We start from the raw sequence: 24,396 nt of genomic DNA, 5'->3' as shown, positions 1-24,396 counted from the left end.
CCGATAGAGCCGGCCCGGCCGCAAAGATTCACTGAAATACGCCGTCCACACCGCTCGTCGCCCAAGTTGTCGATCCAGTCCAACCCAGGCGCGTCCTGCCTTTCGAACCCATATCAGCCAACGACGACAGGAGCGTCCAGCATGCGTGACTACCCTACTCCACCCTTTCCCGCCCAACCGCAAAGCGTCCCCGGTTCGCAACGGCAGATGGAGCCCTATCCGGATTGCGGTGAGCAAAGCTATACCGGTAGCGGCCGGCTGCAGGACAAGGTTGCCCTGATCACCGGCGGCGACAGCGGCATCGGCCGCGCCGTGGCGATTGCCTATGCCCGCGAAGGCGCTGACGTGGCCATCGCTTATCTCGACGAGCACGACGACGCCCGGGAAACCGCGCGCTGGGTCGAGGCCGCCGGGCGCCAGTGCCTGCTGCTGCCCGGTGACCTGGCCAGCAAGGCCCACTGCCAGGACCTTGTCGCCAGGACGGTCGAGCAGTTCGGGCGCATCGACATCCTGGTCAACAACGCTGCCTTCCAGATGACCCGGGAAAGCCTCGACGAGATCGACGACGAGGAATGGCTGCGCACCTTCGATGTGAACATCACCGCAATGTTCCGGATCTGCAAGGCAGCGCTGCCTTCCATGGCGCCGGGCAGTTCGATCATCAACACCAGTTCGGTGAACTCGGATGACCCCACGCCGACCCTTCTCGCCTATGCCACCACCAAGGGCGCCATCGCCAACTTCACCGCCGGCCTGGCGCAACTGCTGGGCAGCAAGGGCATCCGCGTCAACAGCGTGGCGCCAGGGCCGATCTGGACGCCATTGATTCCGGCCACCATGCCGGACGAAGCGGTGAAGACATTCGGTTCGAAGACCCCGCTGGGGCGGCCCGGCCAGCCGGTCGAGGTGGCGCCGATCTATGTGCTGCTGGGCTCGGACGAAGGCAGCTACATCTCCGGCTCGCGCTATGCCGTGACCGGCGGCAAGCCGATTCTTTGAACGCACACCGGGTACCGCGCCAACCATCGTCGTCGTGGAACCCTTGCCCTTGAACCCGGCTCAACCCACTGCAACACCGTGTTTATCCAGCCCCCGAAGAGGTGAAACCATGAACGCCATCGAACTGCTGACCGAAGACCACAAGCTCGTGAAGAAGCTCCTGGAAGAACTCTCCGCCACCACCGAACGCGCGGTGAAGAAACGTGCGGAACTGCTGCAGCGCATCGAGCAGGAACTGCACATCCACACCCAGCTGGAGGAAGACATCCTCTACCCGGCGATCAAGCAGGCCGGCGGCAAGGAGGAGGCGAAGATGTACTACGAGGCCAAGGAAGAACACCGCACCGTCGATTCCCTGGTGATCCCCGACCTGCTGCATACCGAGACCGGTACCGTCGAGTTCGCCGGGCGGGTCAAGGTGATGAAGGAGCTGCTGGAGCACCATATCGAAGAGGAGGAAAGCGAGCTGTTCCCGACCGCAGAGAAGTTGCTGGGCAAGGACCTGCTCGAGCAACTGGGCCAGACCATGGAAACCCAGAAGAAACTGCTCAAGGACGAACAGCGCGCGGCCTGACCCATGGCGCTGTGGATCGACCTGCTGGAATGGCCGGCCATGGCCCTGACCGTGCTGGCGGCGTGGTGCATCGGCTCACGCCGCCCGGGTAGGCGCAAGGCCGGCTTCTGCTGTTTCATCGCCAGCAACCTGCTCTGGGCCGTCTGGGGTTGGCAGGCCGAGGCCTGGGCGTTGATCGTGCTGCAGGTCTGCCTGTGCGGCATGAACCTGCGCGGGTGGAAGAAAAACACCCGCATGCATGTGCGGGCCAGCGCCGCAAACCCCACCGACAACTGACCTGAAAAATCGTTCATCCCCCGCCTTGCAAAAGCCTCGCGAGCGTCTAAGTTTGAGGCAACCGTCGAATTAGCCATCAAAACAATATCACCCACTCTGGAACCTTTTTTATTCCACCCAAGCATTAACGCTCTGCCGACAAAGCTGAAACGGAAATCAGTCATAAAAATATCAAGAGGGATGCTTGATGAAACGCGGTCTTTGGCCTCGTGCGCTCGCAAAACGGGTGCATGCCGATCATTTTTGGGTGTCTGTATTTTGCTTTTCGCTGCTGGTCATCGCCAGCTTCCTGTTGTTCGAACAGCAGATCCAGGACTTCCTGAACCATCTTGAGGCGTACCTGCCCGATACCCCCGCACAGCAAGCCAACCTGGCCCTGCTGCTGATTGCCCTGCTCGCCCTGGATGTGGTGCTGCCGGTGCCATCGAGCGTGGTGGCGTTGCTCGCCGTGGCGGCACTGGGCGGTGTGGGCGGTTACCTAGTGATCTTCATCGGCCTGTGCCTCGGTGCCTGGCTGGGCTATGCCCTGGGCGCCGGCTATTTCCGCGTGCTTTCCGGGCGCCTTGGCCTGCACCAGCGCAAGCCGGGGCAACTGGCCTACAAGCTCGGCACGCTGTCGCTGGTGTGCCTGCGCGGTGTTCCCGTGCTGGCGGAAACCTCGGTGGTCGCCGCCGGCATGCAGCGGTATCCGTTGCGCACCTTCGTTATCGTCACCACCCTGGCCAATGCCGGGCTGGCCCTGGCCTACAGCGCCATCGGCAGCTTCCTGATCGCGGAAAACGCCCTGCTGGTGACGATCCTTGCCAGCATGGTCCTGCCCGGGCTGTTCATCGCCGGCTACGGCCTGGTGCGCAAACTGCGCAGGCCAACAGGCGCACCTGCTCTGCACGGCCGCTTCGAGGTCAGCTACGACTACCCGGTGCTGTTCACCGATCATCTGTTCGCCCCGCACAACGACTGCCTGCACCAGCAACTCACCGCCACACAGCACGGCCGGGTGACGGTGCTGATCTTTGCCGACGAACAACTGCTGCATTGCAACCCGCAGTTGCCGGGGCAGATCGACACCTGGTTCGCCGCCCGCAGCACCGACCTGCACCTGCAGGCCGCGCCGATCGCCGTGCCGGCCGGCGAGCTGAGCAAGACCGCCGATGTCCTGCAACAGCTCTATGCCGACATGCTGCACCACGGCCTGGACCGTCACTGCTATGTGCTGGCCATGGGCGGCGGCGCGCTGCTGGATTCGGTGGGCTACGCCTGCGCCACCTTCCACCGCGGCATGCGCCTGATCCGTATCCCGACCACGGTGCTGGCGCAGAACGACGCCGGTATCGGGGTGAAGAACGGCATCAATGCCTTCGGCCAGAAGAACCTGCTGGGCGCCTTCTATCCGGCCAGCGCGGTGATCAACGATTTCCAGCTGCTGACCAGCCTGAGCCGCCGCGACCAGCTCGCCGGCCTGGCCGAGGCGGTGAAGGTCGCGCTGATCAAGGACGAGGCGTTCTTCAATTGGATGGAGGCGCAGGCCGACGCCCTCGCCCGCTTCGAGCCTGCCGCCAGCCGCCATGCCATCCGCCGCTGCGCGGAACTGCACCTGGGCCATATCACCGGCGCCGGAGATCCCTTCGAGCGCGGCAACGGCCGCCCGCTGGACTACGGGCACTGGGCCGCCCACCGGATGGAAAACCTCGGCCATCATCGCCTGCGCCATGGCGAAGCCGTCGCCGTGGGCATGGCCCTCGATGCGCTCTACGCCAATGCCCTGGGGCTGCTGGGCGATTCCGACAGCGAGCGGGTGCTGAACCTGCTGCAAAGACTCGGCTTCGACCTGTGCCCACCGGAACTGAGCCTGAAAGATGCCCACGGACGCTCCCTGGTGCTGCTCGGGCTGGAAGAGTTCCGCCAGCATCTGGGCGGCCAGTTGTCGATCCCCATGCTCAATCGCATCGGCGCCTCCATCGACCTGCATGAAATCGACGACCAGTTGATGGAACAGGCCCTGCTCCGGCTTGCCGGTCGCGGCGCCGCGCTCTTCGGCCTGACCCAGGGTTGCGCGCAATGAACCAGAGCCCAACCAGCCTCAAGACCTGGATGACCCTGGGCCGGGTCTCCAACCTGCCCACGGTGTGGACCAACTCCCTCGCCGCGGCCCTGCTGGCCAGCAGCGCCGGGGCCCTGGCGCCGCCGTCCTCGCTGGTGTGGATCCTGCTGCTGGTCACCCTGTCGCTGCTGTACCTCGCCGGCATGTTGCTGAACGACCTGCTCGACGCCGATTGGGACCAGCAGCACGACAATCCGCGCCCCATCACCCTGGGCCTGGTCAGCCGCCAGCAGGTGCGTATCGCCACCTTGCTCCTGCTGGCCCTGGCCGGCGCCTCGGCACTCGTGCTGAGCCAGTTGATCGAGCAGCCGCACTGGCTGCTGGGCAGCGTGGTCCTGCTGGTCGGCTGCATCCTCGGCTACAACGTGCTGCACAAGAAATACGTGCACAGCGTGTGGCTGATGGGCGCCTGCCGCTCGGCGCTGTACCTCACCGCCGCGGCCAGCCTGGCGGTACCGCCCGAGCCGATCTGGCTGTGCGCGATCCTCCTCGGCGTCTATATCAGCAGCCTGACCTACCTGGCCAGCCAGGAACACCGCAACCAGCTGATCAGCCGCCTGCCCCTGCTGTTGATGCTCAGCCCGCTGGCCCTGGCGATCTACGCCGACACCCTGTGGTTCTGGCCGGTGCTGGCGCTGTGGCTGGGCTGGCTCGGCCGGCATTACTGGCTGCACCTGGCCAACCCGCAGCGCCTGAAGGTGCGGGCCTTCATCGGCGCCGGCCTGGCCGCCCTGCCGCTGTTCGATGCCCTAGTGATGGCGGTGGCCAATCAACCCTTGGGCAGCCTGTTCTGCGTTCTGGTGTTCTTCCTGCTTCCACACTTCCAGCGCTGGATCAAACCGACATGAACATGGACGTCACGCTGCGCCACGATCAATTGGCCGAACGGACCCAGGCCCTGAACGCACTGCTCGACGCCACCGAACGGGCCTGGTGGCAGCAGGCCCGGGAACGCCTCGAACAGTCCCCGGACGCCAATACCGCCGCGATCCTCGGCAGCCAGTGCAAGCGCCACCTGCGCGAACAGGCGCCGGGCGATTCAGGCTGGAGTTCGGTGCAACTGGCACGCGCGCTGTTGCTCGCCACGGTGCTCGAACACCAGCCCGGCGACGCTCGCCGGCCCTTGCTGGAGCAGCTGTTCCAGTGGGGCGACGATCAGGAAAAGATCGCCCTGCTCAAAGCCCTCGACGACCTCGACAGCCATGGCGCCTGCCTGGAACTGGCCTTGCTGGCCGGCCGCACCAGCAATCCCCAGGTATTCGCCGCCCTGGTCCTGGACAACCCCTACCCGTCCCGCCACTACGCCGAGCGGGCCTTTCACCAGCTTGTGCTGAAGGCATTGGGCATGGGCCTCGACGCCGGACGCGTGCACGGCCTGGCGCAGCGCCAGGGCGTCACCCTCAACCAGTTGGCCCTCGACCTGATGGACGAACAGCTCGCCGCCGAACGCCCCGTGTCGCCCAGCCTGCCCCGGCTGATCGCCTTCGACCTGCTCAGCCCGGCCCAGCGCCAGCGGCTGGCGGGGTTGTACCGGCAGCAGCGCTTGCCCGCGGAGTGGCGCGACTACTTGCCCGACACCTGATTACCCACGCAACTGATTACCCATGCAACACCCGCCTACCCGATCACGTCTTCCCTTGATGAGGATTCACCATGCCCAAGTATTTCGATCCGCACATCCATATGGTCAGCCGTACCACCGACGACTACCAGAACATGGCGGCCGCCGGCATCACCGGGGTGATCGAGCCCGCGTTCTGGCAAGGCCAGGCACGCACCAGCGTCGGCAGCTTCGCCGACTACTTCGACACCCTGGTGGGCTGGGAGCGCTTCCGCGCCAGCATGTTCGGCATCCATCACTTCTGCACCATCGGCATCAACCCCAAGGAAGCCAACAACCTGTTCCTGGCCCAGGAGGTGCTGGACATCCTGCCGCGCTACCTGGTCAAGGACGGCGTGGTCGCCGTCGGCGAGATCGGCTATGACGACATCACCCCCGAGGAAGACCGCTTCCTGGCCCTGCAACTGGAAATGGCCATGCAGTTCAAGCTGCCGGTACTGGTGCATACCCCGCACCGCGACAAGATCGGCGGCACCAAGCGCACCCTGGCGGTGATCCGCGAAGTGGGCATCCCGGAGCACATGGTGGTGATCGACCACCTCAACGAACTGACCCTGCCCCTGGTGCTGGACAGCAACTGCTGGCGTGGCCACTCGGTCTACCCGAATACCAAGATGTCCGAGCAGCGCATGGTTGCCCTGCTGCAGCAGTACGGCACCGAAAAGATGATCGTCAACAGCGCCGCCGACTGGGGCGTGAGCGACCCGCTCAAGGTGCCGAAGACCGGTGAAGCCATGCGCGCCGCCGGGTTCAGCGAAGCCCAGGTCGAGCAGGTGCTGTTCCACAACCCGGTGGACTTCTTCGCCCAGAGCGGCCAGTTGGACAAGACCCTGGTCAGCACGCCGCTGCCCATCGACCAGCGCAAGACCTGGCAGGACAACTCCGCCCTGCGCGGCCAGGACCCGGTGGTCAAATGAGTGCCGCCGTGGGCTGGACGCCCGCCCAGGTCGGGTATTGCAGCAATGTCCACCCGACCCGCGACCTGGCCGGGTTGCGGGCCTCCATCGAGCGGCACTTCCAGGGCGTGCGCCAGCTCCGCGGCCTGCAAGAGCAGGACAGCGGCCTGTGGATCTGCGCCCGGGCCGCGGGCGAGTTGCAAGAGCAATCGGCACGCACGCAGTTTCTCGAACTGCTGCGCGAAACCGGTCTGCGCCTGACCTCGCTGAATGGCTTTCCCTATGGCGAATTCCATGAAGGCGCGGTGAAGGCCGAGGTCTACCTGCCCGACTGGTCCATGCCCGAGCGCCTGACCTACAGCCTGAACCTGGCGCGGATCCTGGTGCAGGCCATGCCGGAGGACTGCGCCCAGGGGGTGATTTCCACCGTACCCCTGGGCTACGCCGCCAGCTGGAGCCCGGCCTTGCAGCAACGTGCGGAAAACCAGCTGCGCCAGCTCACCGCCGGGCTGGCCCGGCTGCACCGGGAGACCGGCAAGAAAGTGCTGTTCTGCCTGGAAATGGAGCCGGACTGCGTGCTCGAAACCACCGACCAGGCCATCGCCTTTTTCCGCCACTGGCAGGCCAGCGACCCGAACCACAGCTATCTGGCGCTGTGCTTCGACGTCTGCCACCAGGCGGTGATGTTCGAAGACTGCTACCGCGCCCTGGACCGGCTGCACCAGGCCGGGGTACCGATCGGCAAGATCCAGCTGTCCAACGCCATGATCTGTCGCCTGCCGGCCGAGGACCACCAGCGCTACCGGCAGGTCCTCGGGGTGCTGGGTGACTTCTGCGAAGCGACCTACCTGCATCAGGTCAAGGCGAGGGATAGCGCAGGCCGCCTGAACGCCTGGGCAGACCTGCCGGCGGCGCTGGATGACTGCGCTACCCACCCGGGGCGCTATTCCGAGTTGCGCATCCATTTCCATGTGCCGCTGTTCAGCGAGCACCTGCTGCTACCCGAACTCAGCGGCAGCCAGGTCGCCCTCGGGCAGACCTTCGACTACCTCGCGGCCCACGACGAACTGCGCCCCGTGCTCGAGGTGGAAACCTACAGCTGGGGTGTCCTGCCCGCACCGCTGCGCCCCACCGACGAACAGGCCCAACTGCGCGGCATCAGCGCCGAACTGGACTGGGTCGAAGCGCAACTGCGCCAGCGCCGCCTGCTGCAACAACCGGTGCACGAGGTCCATGCCGATGCCTGCCCGTAAACCCCTGCTGCTGATCAATGTGGTCGGCCTGACGCCCTCGCTGCTGGGACCGAACACGCCGCACATCAACGAACTGTTGAAAACCGCACGGATGGCCAGCCTACAACCGTCGTTCCCGGCGGTCACCTCCACGGTGCAGGCGTCGATCCTCACCGGCGAGTCGCCGTCCCGGCACGGCATCGTCGGTAACGGCTGGTACTTCCGTGACCAGGGCGAAGTGCGTTTCTGGCTGCAACCCAATGCGCTGATCCAGGGCGAGAAGGTCTGGGACACCCTCAAGCGCGAGCTGCCCGGGTTCCGCTGCAGCCAGTTGTTCTGGTGGTACAACATGTACGCCAACATCGATGCCTCGATCACCCCGCGCCCGCACTACCCGGCGGACGGGCGCAAGCTGTTCGGCCTGTATTCGTCGCCGCCGGGGTTGCACGAGCAGATCGAGGCACAGATCGGCGAGTTTCCGTTCCCCGGTTTCTGGGGACCGGCCGCCGGCATTGCGTCGAGCCGCTGGATCGTCGATTGCGCCCTGCTGGAGTTCCAGATCAACCGGCCCGACCTGCAGCTGGTCTACCTGCCCCACCTCGACTACAGCCTGCAGAAGGTCGGCCCCGATCACCCGTCGATCGCCGATGAGGTGCGGGCCATCGACCACGAGGTCGGGCGCCTGCTGAGCCACGCCCGCAACGAGGGCGTGGCGGTGATGCTGCTGTCCGAGTACGGCATCGAAGCGGTCAAGCAGTCGGTGTCGATCAACCGTGTGCTGCGCGCCGAAGGCCTGTTGCAGGTACGCCAGTCGCTGACCTGGGAGCTGCTCGATCCCGGTGCCAGCGCCGCCTTTGCCGTGGCCGACCACCAGATCGCGCATCTCTACATCAAGGACCCTCGGGATATCCCGCGGGTCAAGGCCCTGCTGCAGGAGCAGCCGGGTATCGAGCAGGTGCTGGACAAGCACGAGCAGCGCACCTGGCAACTCGATCACCCACGCAGCGGCGAGCTGGTGGCGGTGGCCGCGCCCGGGTTCTGGTTCGATTACTACTACTGGTTCGACGACGCCAGGGCGCCGGATTTCGCCCGCACCGTGGATATCCACCGCAAGCCCGGCTACGACCCGGTGGAACTGTTCGTCGACCCCGCCATCCGCTTCCCGAAATTGAAGGTGGCGCGCCGGCTGCTGCAGAAAAAACTCGGCTTTCGCTACTACATGGACCTGATCCCGCTGGACAGCGGGCTGGTCCGTGGCAGTCACGGCCGTCCGCCTGCCAGCGCCCAGGCCGGCCCGCTGCTCATCACCGATTGCGACGTACCGTTGCCGCAGAGTATCGCGGCGACGGCGGTCAAACACCTGCTCCTTCAGCATTTCCTGGGGCAGAACCTTACCGACCTGGCCAATGCCAAGGAGCACACATGCGGCGAGCCATCTCAATAACCGTTCTCAGTACACTGGCCGGACTGGCCCAGGCTGATAACACCAACCCCTTCAGTTGCAGCAACTTCCTGACCTTCAACGGCAATGCGGCCCAGGCCCAGGCCGAGCTCAAGCAGAGCCCGGAAACCCTGAGCTGGAACTGGTTCAACTGCCTCAACCAGCCGGCCGCGAACGGACTCGACCGGGTCTGGGAAACCCTGAAACCGTCGGACCAGGTGTACCTGGCCGACGGCTCCAAGCCTACGCCCTACGGCACCCCGGTGGCGCCGCCGAAAGTGGTGCTCCAGGCCGCCGCGAAGATCCCGGGGATGAACCCGCAGCGGGTCTTCCACAACCTCAACGCCACGCAACAGGTCGATGGCCTGATCCTCGAAATGGGCGGCTCGGTGCCTGAATCGCAACGGGGCAAGCCGGTGCGTTTCCAGTTGCTGATGAGCGAGTCCACCTTCAACTACATCGTTGGCCAGGGCGTGTACAACATGAATGGCCAGGCCAAGCTGACCAGCAACCTGGACTTCCCCGACAGTGCCTGGGAAGTCAAGGCCGGCTGGCTGTGGATCGGCAACGACTCCAGCTACCAGGCCGCCCTGCAAAAGGACGGTTACTACATCGCCCAGGCCTACTACCAGAACGATGACGGCAGCTACGAGGTCGGCTATGCCGCGCTCAGTGCCCTGCATGTGATCAACAAGCTGGTCGAGGGCTGGGTCTGGACCACCTTCGAGAACGTCAACAACCCCAGCTACACCGTGACCAACGACATTCCGCCCAAGCCAATGACCAACAGCACCGGGCCGACCGAGGCGGCCCAGCCGGTCAACAAGCAGTTCCAGGGCTGGTACACGAACCTGGCGAGCTACGAGCTGATCGGCACCCAGCTGCAGACCAACCCCACCCTGCTCGCCAACTCCCAACTGGAATCGGCGTTCCAGAGCCAGTCCTCGTGCTTCGCCTGCCACGGCACGGCGGCCTACTCGACGCAGAAGGGCTATTTCAACTTCTCGTTGAGCGGCAAGGACGGCAAGGACGGCATCGTCTATCCGACGGCACCGCTGCCGGAGTCTGCATTCGCTGGCTACAACAAACTGGATTTTGTCTGGTCGCTGAAGCGCGCCCAGTGGCAGCGCCCTTAAGGAGCACGACATGAGCGTATTGAACTTCCCCCGCATCTACTTCAAGGGCCACATGTTCTGGAACCCGCCCACGGGTAACAACAACGACATGATGCCGCTGTACGACGCGGTGAACATGCAGATGAACTGGGACTTCCTCAAGCAGTACGACATCACCCCGGAAAACGCCCCGCAAACCCTGATCCCGTGGATGATCCAGTACCAGAAGCTGAGCAGCGCGCCAGAGAGCGTCATCCAGGCGCCGCCCAACGCCGGAGCCGACGGGATCGTGCCCGCCGAGTGGGATCTGTTCGGTGACAACGGCTGCGGTACGGTTTCCTACGGCGATACCGTCTCCACCATCATCGGTGGCGAACTGCCCGGCGGCGGCTATGTCGACAACGATCCGCTGATCGCCACGCCCTACAACCTGTACGGCAACCCGTTCGGCAGCAACACTCCGACCCCGGCACGCTTCGTCGACGTCAGCCCCTGGCAGAATACCTTCACCGCGCTGTACTTCGACCGCCTGGTGCTGGGCAACGACAAATGCGGCCTGACCGCCACCCGGCAATACCGCATGCTCGATCGCTTCCTCAACTTCAACTGGGCTTCGTTCGGCGGCTTGATCTACGTCACGGCCACCTGGCAGACCTGCTTCCCGAAAGCCAACCTGAACTGGCTGATCGGCGATTCGCTGCTGTTGAAGAACCTGCATGACCAGATGGAACAGCAGAATGCCCAAGGCCTGATGTTCCGCTTCTGCAGCTACCTGACCAGCTACGACATGAACGGCGTGTTCAACGACCAGCCTGAGGTCAGCGCGAAAAACGACCCGGACCTGCTGCAACAGCTGTACAAGAAAGGCTTGGAAAACCCCGCCGACATCTTCTTCAACCCGGCCTATGGCTGCTCGTCCGGGGTCCTGGGCCTGTGGCACGAGAACGAGTACCCGACCGCGCCCGCCGACCGCCGCCTGGTGGCTGAAACGGCAGTCGCAGTGCCGCCTTCCTACAACCTCAGGCCCAAGAGCGTAGAGCTGGGTGTCATCTCGGCCCAGGTCCATGACAATGTCCTGTCCCTCGACCTGATGAACAGCTTCCCGTTCATTCCCGGCCCTGCACAACCGGGTATCGACCCACGCATTCCCCAGCCGCAGCGGCTGGACCTGGGGGCCTTCGATGTTGGCACCTACCAGGGCAGCACCTTCGTCCCGGTGGTGCCGTTCGACTACAGCAACTATCAACAAAGTGCCTTCGACCACCAGTCCGGCATCCTCGACCTGCCCCTGACGCCGGCCCAGGTGACCCAACTGACCGGCACGGCGCCACTGGCAGTGCGCCAACAGGGCGCGCAACTGCCGACCTCGCTCCAGCAAACCTGGACCGCCGAAGTGATCGAAAGTGGCAGCTTCGTCGACGTCGGCGAGACCAAGACCCTGACCATCATGGTGCAGAAGAACGGCAAGCCGGCGGCGAACCTCGACCTGCTGGTGGCGGAGTACAACAACCCCTACCTGCTGGGCACCTCCAGCTACTACCTGGGCACCCGCGACGACCCGAACTTCGTCCTGTTCAACGACTACCCGGACAATCGCGCGCAGAACGTCGAGAACTTCCCGCAGTTCGAAGACTCGCCCGACGTCATGGCCCTGGCAACCGAAGGTGCAGGTCGCAAGCTGATGGCGTTCGTCGAAACCCAAGCGAAGGTTGCACCACTCCCGGTGTACTACCACGACTACAGGACAACCTGCTCGGGCGTGAACCTGGGCGCGTGCCTGCGCTTCGAGGACCGCGAGCCCTCGGTCATCAGGAAGCTCAAGCCCGATGGCCAGCCGGTGGAGTACGACTACAAGCGCATCACCACCGACAGCAACGGCATCGCCAAGGTGACGGTCACCGGGGTGAGTCCGGGCTTCCCGACCCTGCGCTTCTACCCCGATGAAGACGGCACCGCCGACATCGTCTTCAGCTTCAACTACCTGACCGCCTACGTGGACTTCCTCGCTCCGATTCGCGTGCTGCCGAGCGAGGACAACCTCAAGCAGCAGTTCGTCGACCAGTGGAACAAGGTCTACCAGCAGAAGGATTCCGGGCAGGCGATCTGGGACAGCTTCATCTACCCGCAGATCTTCGAGATCTACTACTACCTGTACCCGATCATGAACAAGTACATGCCGCTGAATAACCTGACGCGGATCGAGGGCGCAGTGGACCAGCTGATTCGCCTGGTCAGCAAGGCGTACCAGGAGGAAAGCACCCTGGCCATGCCGATCACCCGCGACATGCCGCAAGGCCGCCGCGCGGTGCTGGAGCTCTGGGCGCAGAAGCTGGTGCAGCAGAAGTACCCACCGATGCCGCTGAGCATGGCGGACTACGACAACCTGAACATCCAGTAACCCGGAAATGCCGGGCGGCAGTGATGTCGCCCGGCGTTCTCATTAAAAGACGCGTTCCCTGTGGGAGCTGGCTTGCCAGCGATAGCTATGGTGAATTCACTACAGCAATCGCTGGCAAGCCAGCTCCCACAGGGAACGCGCTACAGGGAAGATTTATGCCACTGCCCATACATGTTCCACTCCATCCTCGTGAAAACCTTCATCCGTCGACCCTCATCGCTCACGGCCTGCTCAACCCGCGGGGCGTGCATGTCGAGGAGGACGGCAGCCTGCTGCTGACCGAAGCCGGCAGCGGCTTGCCGGGTGAACCGTTCAGCGGCCGGATCAGCCGGTTGCCGGCCGACCCGCACGATCCCGCCGCCTGGCAGGCACCGCAAATCCTCGCCGACGGCTTCCGCTCCATGAACATGCAGGCACGCATGCTGCGTGACGAAATCATGGGGCTGTCGGACATTGCCTTCGGCGACGGACGCTACCTGGTCAGCCAGACCGACTATGTCCAGGGCTCGAAACTGCTCGACCTGCAATACAGCCCACCCGAGCCGCTGTTCCACAGCCGTGGCAACCTCAACGCCCTGTGCTATCACCCCACCCTGAGCAGTTGGCTTGCGGTCAAGCCCGATACCAATGAGCTGGTGGCGTTCGGGCCGGATGACGGCGAGCGGGTGCTGGTCCACCTGCCGGACCTTGCCCAAGGCCAGGAAGCCGTACCGGTCACCCTGGTGTACGAGCCGGCAACGGACGCGGTGCTGATCAGCCTGTTCTCCGGCGAACTGCATTCCGCCCCCGAGCGCAAAGGCGTGGACTTCGCCGACAAGGCCGGCCAGGTGATCCGGGTATGGCCGGACAGCGGCAAGCTCGAGGTGCTGATCGAAGGCCTGCAACTGCCCACCGGGCTGGCCCTGGATGCCCAGGGCAACGTGCTGGTCCTGGAACTCTGCGAAAGCCTGCAGCAGCCCCTGACCCACGCCTGGCAGGGTGAAACCCTGCATGGCGGCTTCACCCGCTTCAGCGGGCGACTGCTGCACTGCGACCTGGGCAGCGGCGCGGTCAGCGTGCTGGCCCGTGGCCTGGATACCCCGTCCAACCTGTGCCTGGTGCCGGGTGCGGTAGTAGTCAGCGAGGGCATGGGCATGCTGGGGCGGTCGTTGCCCGCGCCGGACGGCAGCGTGGTGCCGCTGGAAGGCCGCTTGCGCCGGGTGCAACTTCCCGGCTGAACCTTGGTTCGCGTCATGTTTCTACGCCGGCCTGGCGTCAGGGACGTGACGCCCTCCCGCGCGCCGTACTATTGCTTCGCCATCACCCACGGTATCCTTGCACCTGGCCACGAATGCGCCCCTCGCTGCGGTTGCTGACAACCGACTGCCCAGGAATACGGACTCTCTCAGGTGCTGACGTGAAGCGTGATATCCACCTCGTTGTTCTGCTGCTCTCCTTGATCGGTTGCTCCCTCGCGTCGCTGACCCTGTGGAAGGTAATGGCCTCCCGGGACCGCACGCTGGCGGAAATCGATGTTCACGGCCTCAACCTGACCCAGGCCCTGGTCACCTACTCCGAAGGCATCGTGCGGCAGAGTTCGCTGATCCTGCTCGGCCTGGTCGAACGCCTGGAGACCGAGGGCAGCGGCCCGACCCAGATCGCCCGGATGAACCAGTTGGTCGCCCGCCAGCAGCCGCTGATGCCGCAATTGAGCGGCATTACCGTGTATGACCGCGCCGGGCGCTGGCTGATGTCCTCCAACCGGCCGATTCCGGTGGGCGCCAACAGCAGTGATCGCGCCTACTTCATCCATCACCGTGACGACCCCTCCCGCGAGCCCTTCATCGGCCCGCCGATCCGCAGTCGGGCCAACCAGGAATGGGTGATCACCATCAGCCGGCGTTTCAACGACGCCGATGGCAACTTCGCCGGCGTGGTGGCAGTGACCCTGGGGATCGAGAACTTCCTGCACCTGTTCGGCACCCTGGATATCGGCCAGGACGGGGCGATCGGCCTGTCCTATACCGACGGCAGGCTGCTGGTGCGCTACCCCTTCCGCGAACAGGACATGGGCCGCAACTTCTCGCAATCGCCGATCTACGCCAAGTACCTGGTGGACAAAAGCGTCGGTACCGCCTCCTTCACTTCCAGCCTGGACGGGGTCGAGCGCCTTTATGCGTTTCGCAAGAGCGACCGCCTGCCCCTGGTGACCACCGTAGCCCTGGGCAAGCGCGAGGCCCTGGCGGCCTGGCGCCTCGAAGCGATGCTGTCGATGCTGGTGGTTTCCCTCCTGCTGCTGGTGACCGGCATCATCGGCTGGTTGCTGATCCGTGCCCTGCGCCGGCGAATCGTGGTCGAAGGCGATTTGCGCGTGGCGCAGCAACAGTTGCTCGACAGCAATCGCCAGCTCGAACGCCTGGCGCTGGACGATGCCCTGACCGGCCTGGCCAACCGCCGGTGCTTCGACCAGACCCTGGCCATGGAGCTGCGCCGCGCGCAACGGGATGCCACGTCCCTGGCCCTGCTGATGCTCGATATCGATTTCTTCAAACGCTACAACGACTGCTATGGTCACCTCGCTGGCGATGCCTGCCTGCGCGAGGTGGCCCAGGCCCTGACGGCCTGCATCCGCCGGCCGCCGGACCTGGTGGCCCGCTACGGCGGGGAGGAAATGGCGGTCATCCTGCCCAATACCGATGCCGAAGGCGCCAGGGTGGTTGCCCGGTCGATGCTGGACACGCTGCATACTCTGGATATCCGGCACCAGGACAGCCCCTTCGGCCGGGTCAGCGTGAGCATCGGCCTGGCCTGCGCCGCGGATGCCCTGCTGACGTCGCCCCAGGCCCTGATCGATGCGGCCGACCAGGCCCTGTACGCGGCCAAGGAAGGCGGACGCAACCGTCTCGCGCTAGCCGGGTCCAAGACCGCGAACACCGCGCAAACCGAGTGAAGCCATGCCCGTAACCGATCCCGCCTTGATGATCTGGATCATCGCCGCCCTCGCCACCTGCGGCGTGATCCTGCGGCCGTGGCGGGTGCCTGAATATGCCTGGGCCATGGGTGGCGCGCTGCTGCTGACCCTGAGCGGCCTGCTGCCGCTGCCGGCAGCACTGGCGGCGGTGGCCAAGGGCGTGGATGTCTACCTGTTCCTGATCGGCATGATGGTGCTGGCCGAACTGGCCCGCCAGGAGGGCCTGTTCGACTGGCTGGCCAGGTACGCGGTGGCCCATGCCCGGGGCTCCGGACAGCGCCTGTTCGACCTGGTATTCCTGGTCGGGACGCTGGTCACGGTGTTTCTCTCCAACGACGCCACCGCCGTGGTCCTGACCCCGGCGGTGTACGCCGCCTGCCGCGCGGCCAGGGCCGAGCCGCTGCCGTATCTGTTCATCTGCGCCTTTATCGCCAATGCCGCGAGTTTCGTCCTGCCCATTTCCAACCCGGCCAACCTGGTGGTCTTCGGCGAGCAGATGCCGCCGCTGCTGGAATGGCTGCGGCACTTCAGCCTGCCGTCGCTGGCGGCGATCGGCCTGACCTACCTGATGCTGCGCCTCACCCAACGCCGGCGGATCCGCCAACCGCTGGCGCTGCAGATCGAGGCGCAGCCATTGTCCAGTGGTGCACGCCTGTGCGCGGTGGGCATCGTGCTGACCGCGGCGGTGCTCCTGGCGACCTCGGCCCTGGGCGGCGACCTCGGCCTGCCGACCTTCTGCGCCGGCCTGGCGACCCTTGGCCTGGTCCACCTGCGCGAGCGGCGCAGCCCGTTGCCGGTGCTGCGGCAGGTCGCCTGGGGCGTGCTGCCGCTGGTGGCGGGGTTGTTCGTACTGGTCGAGGCAATGGCACGCACCGGGGTGATCGAACAGCTCGCCCAGGGTCTCGCCGGCCTGGCCCGGGAAGCGCCGGTGCAGGCCAGCTGGACGGCGGGCGTCACTGTCGCCCTTGCCAGCAACCTGCTCAACAACCTGCCCACCGGGCTGATTGCCGGGTCGATCGGCCAGCTCGCCGACCTGCCGACCCAGACCACCGCGGCACTGCTGATTGGCGTAGACCTTGGGCCGAACCTGTCGATCACCGGCTCCCTGGCGACCTTGCTCTGGCTGGTGGCAATCCGCCGCGAGGGCGAACATGTCGGTGCCCTGGACTTCCTGCGCCTGGGCGTCCTGGTGATGCCGCCTGCGCTGGTTGGGGCGTTGTTGGCGCTGCATCTGTAGATCACCTGCACGACGCGTGCTCCTGTGGGCGAGCTTGTCGGAGCGCCGAACCGTCGCGAAGGGCCGCACAGCGGCCCCAAAAACCATCCGCCTCCGGTCCGGTGTCAAGTACACCGCTAACCCGCTTTCCTGTCCCCCTCCAGAAAGATCTGCGCCGGCAACTTGAACCCCCGTAACCGCAACAACGCCAGTGGCCCCTCACCCAGCTCCGTGCGCAGATGCCAAGTCAGTGCCTTGCCATCCGGTGCCCGCACCTCCAGGTGGTAACGGCTGGCGCCATCATCCAGGAGGGTGACCTTGGCGTTCTCCAGGAAGCGGATCAGCCCCCAGGTGCCCTGGTAATCCCCGTACATGCGCAGGTCACTGCCGACGCTGGTCCACAGCACCCGCGTCCCCGGGTGGCTGCCCTGCCCCGGCCAGTAGAAGCGCTGCCAGCGTTCCTTCTGGTTGAAGTAGTGATGCTTCTCGCCATTGAGGATCAACTGGGTATCGATCACGTTGCTGACCGGCTTGCCCCGCAATTCGAAGCTCATGCCCAGCCCGCCATCGGGCGTGTAGAGCACGTCCGAAAGGTGGCTGAGCTGGTTGACCGCCTCCAGGAAACGCGGGTTGAAGCGCAGGCCCTGGCTGTGTTGCGGGTCGGCCACCCAGCGGCTGCCTTCCTTGCGCATCACGCCATTGAGCTGGGCGCTGAGGAACTGGTCGATACGCCCGGAATCGCTGCGGATCATCTGGCCGAGCATCGGCAGCGAGACATCGCTGTCGGTCCCTGCAAACGGATAACGACCATCGAAGGAGCGACGCCATTCATCAACGATGGAGCGTTGCCACTGGTTGTTCAGGCTCGCGGCCGCAGGCTGCAGCACACGCTGCCAGGCTTCGTCCAGCGGTTGCACGAACAGGGTTTCGCCCATCGAGCCCCATTCGGCGCCGAGGCTGGCGGAGAGCAGGCTGCCGTAGGCGCGGGTGTCGCTGAGGTCCACGCTCTTGCCCTGGAACACGGTCTGGGCCAGGGCCTGGGTGGATTCGCGGGGGTCGGCCGCGTTGCTGATCTGCTGGAGCTTCAGGCGTACCCGGGTAACGCGGGTGAGGAAGGCTTGCAGGGTCAGGCGCTCTTCGCCGCGTTGCGCTTCTTCCTTGCCAAGCACCGCCAGCAGCGGGCCGAAGGTGTCGTCCAGCGGGCTGTCGAGGTGGGCGGCGACGCGCTCGACCAGTTGGGTCTTGTCTTTGTCCTTGCCGAGCAATTCCTGGGCAGATTGCAGCAGCGAATCGGCAAGCGCCTGTTCACGGGTGCCGGCGCGACCCTGCCAGGCCAGGGTGTCCATCAAGGCGAGCAGCGGTGACAGGCGCACATCGCTCATCACGGTGAGTTGGTCGATCACCTCCGACAGGCTTCCCGCCCGCTGCCAGCGCAGGCTGTTGAGGAAGGCCAGCCAGGCGCTGCTGTAGTCGCGGAAATAGCGGGTGGTGAGGCGTTGCTTGAGAACCTCGGGGGTCAGGTCGCTGGCGACTTCGCCATGGTTGTCGCTGAGCACCCAGTCGATCTCTTCGCGGCGGGCTTCGGCAATGTCGTCGATGGCCTTGCGGATCTCGCCTTCCCAGGCCTCGCGGGTGAAGACCCCGGGGACGCTCTTTGGGGTGGTGAACAGCGTGGCCTCGGTGTCGCCGAGCATCTGGTTCAGGTGCAGGTCCGGGTAGTGGCTGGTGGCGCGTTCGAGGACCTGTTGGTAGAGGGTGGCTTCGGCGTTGCGCTGCCCCAGTTGGCCGAGCAGGACCTGGCGCGCCTGGCCCAGCAGAAGAGGATCGAGGTTTGCCGTGGGGTGGGCTTCAAGGTGCTCGGCGTAGAACTTCCATAACCCTGGCGCCAAGGTGTCCCAGGCTCCGGGCGATATGCCCTCGCGCTCAGGCTCCAGCTCGCCCATCACCCGCACCAGATAGCCCGGATCGACCTTTTCCGGGCGGGCCATCATCAGCCAGGCCTTGAGTTGCTCATAGGATTGACTGGCACGCCGGGCGCGCTCGGGGCTGTCCGGTGGCAGGCGCACCAGCGCGTCGAGCCTGGCTTGCAGCAGCGCTACGGCGGGGTCGCGCAGCAGCCGGGCATTGAGCTCGACATAGCGCGGCCACAGGGTGTCGAGCAAGTCCTGGTTGTGGCTGAGGCCGAAACGCAGGTACCACGGCGGGCCTTCCTGGGAGCGGTAGTCGAGGCGATCCAGTTGGCGGACCAGTTCGTGCAAAGCCAGCAACTGGGCATCGCCCTGCCCGGCCTGGTCCAGCGTGGTCAGCAGGGTTTGCACGTCGAGAATCTGCTGGCGGTTGGTGGTGAAGGACAGCGCCATTCCAGCGCCCCACACCAGCGCGAAAACCATGAACGCCGCATAGGCGATGCGCGGCGCCTGCCAGCCGAAACGGCGCGGGCGGGTTTTGTCGTCGATCAGGGCCTGCCAGGGTTTTTCGGTGATCCAGAGGTGACCGAGCTTGTCGTCGGTGCGCGGCGCGAAGACTGGGCCGAACCACAGGCCGCGCAGGTCCACGCCACGAATCCCGGAGACCAGCCATGGGCGCAGTACCGTCAGCCAACGAGGGATGCCGTTGTGGTGCAGGTCGTTGGACAGGCGCAGGAGGAAGTCGTGGTTCATGTTCTTGCGCATCTGGGCCAGGCCGGTAACGCGCAGGGGTTCGACCAGGGCGGTCAGTTGGTCTTCCAGGCTGGCGGTAGTGGCCTTCGCCGGCAGCAGGCAACCGACGGGCTGGGTTTCGCGGCCGTCCTGGGACCACTTGCTGGTGCGGACTTCCCAGAGGTACAGCGGCAGGTGCCAGTGCAGCGCCTTTGCCAAGGCGCCCAGCCCCTTTTGGCATACGCCCATACCGTCCGGATCCAGGCTCTGCTCGCGGGTCAGGGCCCAGACCATCCCGTCCAGCCCGCGCCAGCGACTGAGCTCGCGCCACAGGGCAAGATCGGCAGGCGCGGGGTCGTTGCGCAGGCTCCCGGCCCACAGCAGCACGGTGTGTTCACCCACCAGCCAGCGCTGCTCGGTCAGGCCCGGGGCGATGGCCTCGATCTCGGCGGGTTCGCCGGCGATCAGCAGCAGGCGGGTCTTGCGCCGCCAGAACGGGCCATACAGGTCGCGCAGGGTCTGCACCAGGTTGACCTTGGGGTTTTCCGGCTTTTTCAGCGGGGGCGGCGGCGGTGCCACCGGGTCGTGGTTGACCAGCCGGCGCACGCCGTCATGCAGGGTCTGCCAGATCAGCAGCACCACGATGAACAGCAGGATCCAGGCCAGTCCGGCCATCAGCAGCAGTTCATGCCATGGCGTGCGTTGCGGATCGGCCAGATACCAGCCACCGGCGACCACGGCAACGATCAGCGTCAGGGCGGCGGCCAGCAGCAGCACGGTGTGCAGCGGCGAGAATGTCGGGGTTTCAGCAGCTTGGGTCATCAGGTGTCACCACTCCCAGGGCCAGGGTGCAGGAAGGATCGCTGGCCAGCCAGGCAACGGGCTGCGCGTCGAGTTGGGCATGGGCGGCGGCCAGGCTCAGGGCCAGCATCGCCTCCAGTCTTTTGGGTTCGCCGAAGTTCAGGGCCGGCGCGGGTTGCAGAGGGCTCCAGTCGAGTTCCGCCGGGGCCGGGGCAAAGCTGGCGCAGGCCTTGGCCGGGTGCTCCAGGCTGACCTGGCGCAAGGCCCGCTCGGCTACCTCCGGCAAGCGGTCCTTGCTCTCGACGAAGGCTTCGCCCCGGGCGATGCGCACACCGCCGGTCTTGCCCAGCAGCCACAGCAACGCCGCTTCTCCGGCGGGCAACGGGCTGTCCTTGCGCCCCGGCCGGGACTCGCAGCCGGCGCACAGCACCAGGGCCTCGGCGTCGGCCTGGTGCAGGTGGTCGATCGCCTCGTCCAGGCTGTCCAGCCCGTTCCAGGGCAAGGGCTGCGGCGGCAGGGTGATCTTGAATGCGCGCTGCATTTCCTCGGCGAACACCTGCCAGGCCTCGGTCGAACCTTGCCAGTAGCAGCTCAGCAAAGGTCCGGCGAACGGCTCGGCACGCTGGGCCTGCAATTGCAGCACCAGGCGTTTGGCCAACTGCCGCTCGCGCTCGCCCTGCCCCTTGGCCAGCACCGACGGAAAGCGCAGCACCTGGCCGCCGTCGCTGTCCTGGGCCTGGGGCGGCTTGTTCTCTGCGTTGAACAGGCCAGCGCGATGCGCGGGAAGAATGCAGGCAGGGCCCAGCAGGACCATTTCCACCAGCGCCGCCTGTTGCCGGTGACGGCTCCACCAGCGTTCCTCCACCTGCCGGGCGGCGGTGCCGTAGCACTCGGCGTTGTGCCGGTTGAAGCGGAAGAACAGCACCCGCAGCAACAGCGCCAGCAGCCACGTCACCAGGGCCAGGGCACCGAGCAGCGGCAACCAGCGCTCCATCCACGGGCGCAGCAGCACGCCGGCACAGCCCACTGCGGCCAGCAGCACCAGCCCGCCGACCAGCCAGCGCAAATACTGCGGCGGCGGGCGCAACGGCCAGGGCTTGAAATACGGCGCCGGCTTCATAGGCTCACCTGGGTGTCGGGCAAGGAACTGACCAGGGTGCAGCCGCAGGTGCAGCGATGGCCGTCGAGGGCCACCGGCAGCTCGTCCATGGTCATCAGCGCGCTGCCTTCGGCGATGACGGTCAGGCCATGGAGGTTGCAGCGCACCGCATCGCCCTCGCAGGCCACGGGCTTGCCGTCGCAGTCGTAACGGCCGTGCAGGACTTCACCACCGTAGGGATGCAGGGTATCGCCGAGGCGGACAACGGGTTTCATAACGGGGCTCCTTGTGCCGGGGCACTTTCGGATAAGGCAGGACAGGACTGCGGCTCGGGGAGGCGCAACGGGGTCTTGATGGGGTAGTCGGGGTGGCCGTAGCCGTAGCAGGAGGTGGTGACCTGGATTTCGTCGCAGGGGAGGAAATGCACGGTGACACCGCAGACTTTTTGGTTGGTGTAGTCGGGAACGGGGGCGAACTTGCTGTGTTGACGTTTCTGAGCATCAGCTTGCGCAATCCACGCCAAATACTTAGTGCGATCCGCAAACCCTGGGAAACCAGCAGAACTCCCCACCCCAGTCTCCCAATCAACTCGCACAGTCATCCCTGGCAACCACTCGGAAGGCAGGCTGATGTGCCCACCCCCGCCTCCTTGCCACGGGCCTATGATGTCCAAGCCTGAGTGCCCATCGACCGCGAAATGGTTGATCGCCCAGTGGGTATGGTTGATCCCCATGATCCGGGCCTGGACGCCTCCTCCAGCAACGACACAGGACAAGCCTGCAAGCATCAGGACAAGCCCCCTGGCCTTGAGGCATGCACGTTCCCTTGGACGGGTTGAATCCCATGAACGGGGCTTCATTGCTGGGCTCCTTGTGCCGGGATACTTGCAGATGAGGCCGGGCAGGATTGCGGTTCTGGAAGACGCAGCGGGGTCTTGATGGGGTAGTCAGGGTGGCCGAAGCCATAGCAGGAGGTGGTGACCTGGATTTCGTCGCAGGGGAGGAAATGCACGGTGACACCGCAGACTTTCTGATCGCTGTAATCAGGGACCGAAGCAAATTTGGAATGGTGGCGCTTCTGAGCCTCTATCGACTCAAACCATTTCCTGTACTCAGCCCGATCTGCAAAACCGGGAAATCCTTCGGTGCTGTCAGACCCTGTTTCCCAATCAACCCGAACTGTCATTCCAGGCACCCACTCAGGCGGAAGGCTGATATGTCCTCCCCCTCCACCCTGCCACGCCCCGATAACATCCAGCCCCGAATGCCCATCGACCGCGAAATGGTTGATCGCCCAATGGGTATGATTGATCCCCATGATCCGGGCCTGAACGCTCCCTGCTGCGGCGATACCCGCCAGACCAGCGAGCATCAGTACAAGTGTCCTCACACACTGGCCAATAACCCCCCACCTCATAGCTCGCCTCCCTGTGCCGGACATGATTGCGGCTCCGGCAGGTTCAGCGGGGTCTTGATGGGATAGTCGGGATGGCCGAAGCCGTAGCAGGACGTGGTGACCTGGATTTCGTCGCAAGGAAGAAAGTGCACAGTGACCCCGCAGGTTTTCTGATTGCTGTAATCAGGAACCGAGACAGAGCGACTTCGCTGACGGCTTTGAGCTCTTATCTTCGATGCCCATTCGTCATATGCCTCAGAATTGTGGAAGCCAGGGAAACCATCGGGATAGGCAATGCCTCTCTCCCAACCAACCCGCACCGTCATTCCAGGCACCCACTGGGCCGGCAGACTGATATGCCCCCCTCCGCCCCCTTGCCAAGGCCCGATAACATCCAGTCCCGAATGCCCATCCACCGAGAAATGATTGATCGCCCAATGGGTATGGTTGATTCCCATGATCCGGGCCTGGACGCCTCCTCCAGCAATGACACAGGACAAGCCTGCAAGCATCAGGGCAAGCCCTCTGGCCCTGCGGCATGCACGTTTCCTTGGACGGGTTGAGTTCCATGAACGGGGCTTCATTGCTGGACTCCTTGTGCCGGGATACTTGCGGATGAGGCCGGGCAGGATTGCGGCTCGGGGAGGCGCAGCGGGGTCTTGATGGGATAGTCGGGGTGGCCGTAGCCATAACAGGAAGTGGTGACCTGGATTTCGTCGCAGGGGAGGAAATGGACGGTCAGGCCGCAGGCGGAATTGGTGGTGTACTTCGGGACCGGAACAATTCGGGAGTTTTTACGCTTTTGCGCATTGACCCGTTTTTTCCACTCCGCATATTTTGACCAATCCTCAAACCCCGGAAAGTCATCCGTGTAAGCGACTCCAGTTTCCCAATCGACCCGCACGGCCATGCCGGGTTGCCAGCTTCCCGGCACGCTGTAGTGACCTCCACCTCCCCGTTGCCAAGGCCCGATGATGTCGAGTCCGGAACGGCCATCGACGCTGAATCGGTTGATCGCCCAATGGGTATGGTTGACACCCTTAAGGATTCCGGCCTGTGCGGCAGGAATGGACAACAAAGCAGTCAGGCCACAAACCGACAGCCGTCTTGTAGAAATGAAGGGCTTCATTGCGAGGCTCCTTCAGTCGCTGGACAGGACTGCGGCTCCGGCAGTTTCAACGGGGTCTTGATGGGGTACTCGGGGTGGCCGTAGCCGTAGCAGGAGGTGGTGAGCTGGATTTCGTCGCAGGGGAGGAAATGGACGGTCAGGCCACAGGCGGAATGAGCGGTGTACTCCGGGACGTGAACGAGTCGGGAGTGTTGTCGTTTTTGAGCCCTGAGCTTTGACGCCCACGCCTCATACTTTTCATCATCACCGAAACCGGGAAATCCTTTCGTCCCTGAAACACCTGTTTCCCAATCGACACGTACAGCCAGCCCTGGCCTCCAAACCAAAGGCAAGCTGAAATGCCCCCCTCCTCCCAGTTGCCAGGCTCCGATCGTGTCCAACCCCGATCGACCGTCGACACTGAACCTGTTAATAGCCCAGTGGGTATGATTAACCCCCTGAAGAATCCCCGCTTGAGCACCCTTGCTCGTACCAACCAAGAGTAGGTAGGCAATACCTGCCCATACGAGGTGAA

The 24,396-nt window shown here is 64.8% G+C and carries 22 protein-coding genes; 14 read left to right on the top strand and 8 right to left on the bottom strand.

Going from position 1 to position 24,396, the window contains the following annotated elements:
• Positions 1-141: 141 nt before the first annotated feature.
• The 14 genes from PSEMO_RS12240 to PSEMO_RS12175 all read left to right on the top strand — a co-directional run bounded on the left by PSEMO_RS12240 (position 142) and on the right by PSEMO_RS12175 (position 16,840).
• On the top strand, positions 142-999 hold the full coding sequence (locus PSEMO_RS12240) for an SDR family oxidoreductase (RefSeq protein ID WP_075803331.1): 858 nt from the start codon (positions 142-144) through the stop codon (positions 997-999).
• A gap of 109 nt (positions 1,000-1,108) precedes the next feature.
• On the top strand, positions 1,109-1,573 hold the full coding sequence (locus PSEMO_RS12235) for a hemerythrin domain-containing protein (RefSeq protein ID WP_075803330.1): 465 nt from the start codon (positions 1,109-1,111) through the stop codon (positions 1,571-1,573).
• A gap of 3 nt (positions 1,574-1,576) precedes the next feature.
• Complete coding sequence (locus PSEMO_RS12230) at positions 1,577-1,849, top strand: hypothetical protein (RefSeq protein ID WP_075803329.1); 273 nt, start codon at positions 1,577-1,579, stop codon at positions 1,847-1,849.
• Between the two features lie 187 nt (positions 1,850-2,036).
• Positions 2,037-3,911 (top strand): 3-dehydroquinate synthase, encoded by a 1,875-nt coding sequence (locus PSEMO_RS12225; RefSeq protein WP_075803328.1) that lies wholly within the window; start codon positions 2,037-2,039, stop codon positions 3,909-3,911.
• Positions 3,908-4,798 carry a UbiA family prenyltransferase gene (locus tag PSEMO_RS12220; protein WP_075803327.1) on the top strand — a complete coding sequence of 297 codons (891 nt, stop codon included), beginning with the start codon at positions 3,908-3,910 and terminating at the stop codon, positions 4,796-4,798. Before PSEMO_RS12225 ends, PSEMO_RS12220 begins: the two co-directional genes overlap by 4 nt.
• On the top strand, positions 4,795-5,532 hold the full coding sequence (locus tag PSEMO_RS12215) for an EboA domain-containing protein (protein ID WP_075803326.1): 738 nt from the start codon (positions 4,795-4,797) through the stop codon (positions 5,530-5,532). The genes PSEMO_RS12220 and PSEMO_RS12215 overlap by 4 nt, the downstream gene beginning before the upstream one ends.
• Positions 5,533-5,603: 71 nt before the next feature.
• Positions 5,604-6,488, top strand: coding sequence for a TatD family hydrolase (locus PSEMO_RS12210; RefSeq protein WP_075803325.1), 885 nt, complete (start codon positions 5,604-5,606; stop codon positions 6,486-6,488).
• Positions 6,485-7,720, top strand: coding sequence for a metabolite traffic protein EboE (eboE, locus tag PSEMO_RS12205; protein WP_075803324.1), 1,236 nt, complete (start codon positions 6,485-6,487; stop codon positions 7,718-7,720). Before PSEMO_RS12210 ends, eboE begins: the two co-directional genes overlap by 4 nt.
• The gene (locus tag PSEMO_RS12200) at positions 7,707-9,143 is read left to right on the top strand and encodes an alkaline phosphatase family protein (protein WP_075803396.1); all 1,437 of its coding nucleotides are present in this window, start codon (positions 7,707-7,709) and stop codon (positions 9,141-9,143) included. The genes eboE and PSEMO_RS12200 overlap by 14 nt, the downstream gene beginning before the upstream one ends.
• Positions 9,122-10,276 carry a hypothetical protein gene (locus PSEMO_RS12195; RefSeq protein ID WP_075803323.1) on the top strand — a complete coding sequence of 385 codons (1,155 nt, stop codon included), beginning with the start codon at positions 9,122-9,124 and terminating at the stop codon, positions 10,274-10,276. Before PSEMO_RS12200 ends, PSEMO_RS12195 begins: the two co-directional genes overlap by 22 nt.
• 10 nt (positions 10,277-10,286) lie before the next feature.
• Positions 10,287-12,653, top strand: coding sequence for a hypothetical protein (locus PSEMO_RS12190; RefSeq protein WP_075803322.1), 2,367 nt, complete (start codon positions 10,287-10,289; stop codon positions 12,651-12,653).
• 155 nt (positions 12,654-12,808) lie between these two features.
• Complete coding sequence (locus PSEMO_RS12185; protein ID WP_075803321.1) at positions 12,809-13,870, top strand: hypothetical protein; 1,062 nt, start codon at positions 12,809-12,811, stop codon at positions 13,868-13,870.
• Positions 13,871-14,049: 179 nt separating this feature from the next.
• Complete coding sequence (locus PSEMO_RS12180) at positions 14,050-15,582, top strand: sensor domain-containing diguanylate cyclase (RefSeq protein WP_075803320.1); 1,533 nt, start codon at positions 14,050-14,052, stop codon at positions 15,580-15,582.
• Positions 15,583-15,586: 4 nt separating this feature from the next.
• The gene (locus PSEMO_RS12175) at positions 15,587-16,840 is read left to right on the top strand and encodes an arsenic transporter (protein WP_081430240.1); all 1,254 of its coding nucleotides are present in this window, start codon (positions 15,587-15,589) and stop codon (positions 16,838-16,840) included.
• Positions 16,841-16,956: 116 nt separating this feature from the next.
• On the opposite strand, the gene PSEMO_RS12170 is transcribed toward PSEMO_RS12175, so the two are convergent.
• The 8 genes from PSEMO_RS12170 to PSEMO_RS12135 all read right to left on the bottom strand — a co-directional run bounded on the left by PSEMO_RS12170 (position 16,957) and on the right by PSEMO_RS12135 (position 24,376).
• A complete protein-coding gene (locus PSEMO_RS12170) occupies positions 16,957-20,280 on the bottom strand; it encodes an ImcF-related family protein (RefSeq protein ID WP_081430239.1) in 3,324 nt (1,107 codons plus the stop codon).
• Positions 20,264-21,379, bottom strand: a complete 1,116-nt coding sequence (locus PSEMO_RS12165; RefSeq protein ID WP_075803319.1) for a hypothetical protein — start codon at positions 21,377-21,379, stop codon at positions 20,264-20,266. Before PSEMO_RS12165 ends, PSEMO_RS12170 begins: the two co-directional genes overlap by 17 nt.
• Positions 21,376-21,633 (bottom strand): PAAR domain-containing protein, encoded by a 258-nt coding sequence (locus PSEMO_RS12160; RefSeq protein ID WP_075803318.1) that lies wholly within the window; start codon positions 21,631-21,633, stop codon positions 21,376-21,378. Before PSEMO_RS12160 ends, PSEMO_RS12165 begins: the two co-directional genes overlap by 4 nt.
• Complete coding sequence (locus PSEMO_RS12155; protein WP_075803393.1) at positions 21,630-22,145, bottom strand: DUF3304 domain-containing protein; 516 nt, start codon at positions 22,143-22,145, stop codon at positions 21,630-21,632. Before PSEMO_RS12155 ends, PSEMO_RS12160 begins: the two co-directional genes overlap by 4 nt.
• Before the next feature lie 68 nt (positions 22,146-22,213).
• Positions 22,214-22,729 (bottom strand): DUF3304 domain-containing protein, encoded by a 516-nt coding sequence (locus PSEMO_RS12150; protein WP_075803392.1) that lies wholly within the window; start codon positions 22,727-22,729, stop codon positions 22,214-22,216.
• A 41-nt stretch (positions 22,730-22,770) separates the two neighbouring features.
• Positions 22,771-23,265 (bottom strand): DUF3304 domain-containing protein, encoded by a 495-nt coding sequence (locus PSEMO_RS12145; protein ID WP_081430237.1) that lies wholly within the window; start codon positions 23,263-23,265, stop codon positions 22,771-22,773.
• Positions 23,266-23,333: 68 nt separating this feature from the next.
• Positions 23,334-23,882 carry a DUF3304 domain-containing protein gene (locus tag PSEMO_RS12140; protein WP_075803317.1) on the bottom strand — a complete coding sequence of 183 codons (549 nt, stop codon included), beginning with the start codon at positions 23,880-23,882 and terminating at the stop codon, positions 23,334-23,336.
• A complete protein-coding gene (locus PSEMO_RS12135; RefSeq protein ID WP_372239116.1) occupies positions 23,879-24,376 on the bottom strand; it encodes a DUF3304 domain-containing protein in 498 nt (165 codons plus the stop codon). The genes PSEMO_RS12140 and PSEMO_RS12135 overlap by 4 nt, the downstream gene beginning before the upstream one ends.
• Positions 24,377-24,396 lie beyond the last annotated feature (20 nt).

Source organism: Pseudomonas putida (assembly GCF_001941965.1).
Taxonomy (GTDB): domain Bacteria; phylum Pseudomonadota; class Gammaproteobacteria; order Pseudomonadales; family Pseudomonadaceae; genus Aquipseudomonas; species Aquipseudomonas putida_L.
This window is presented reverse-complemented; position numbering and strand designations above follow the sequence as displayed.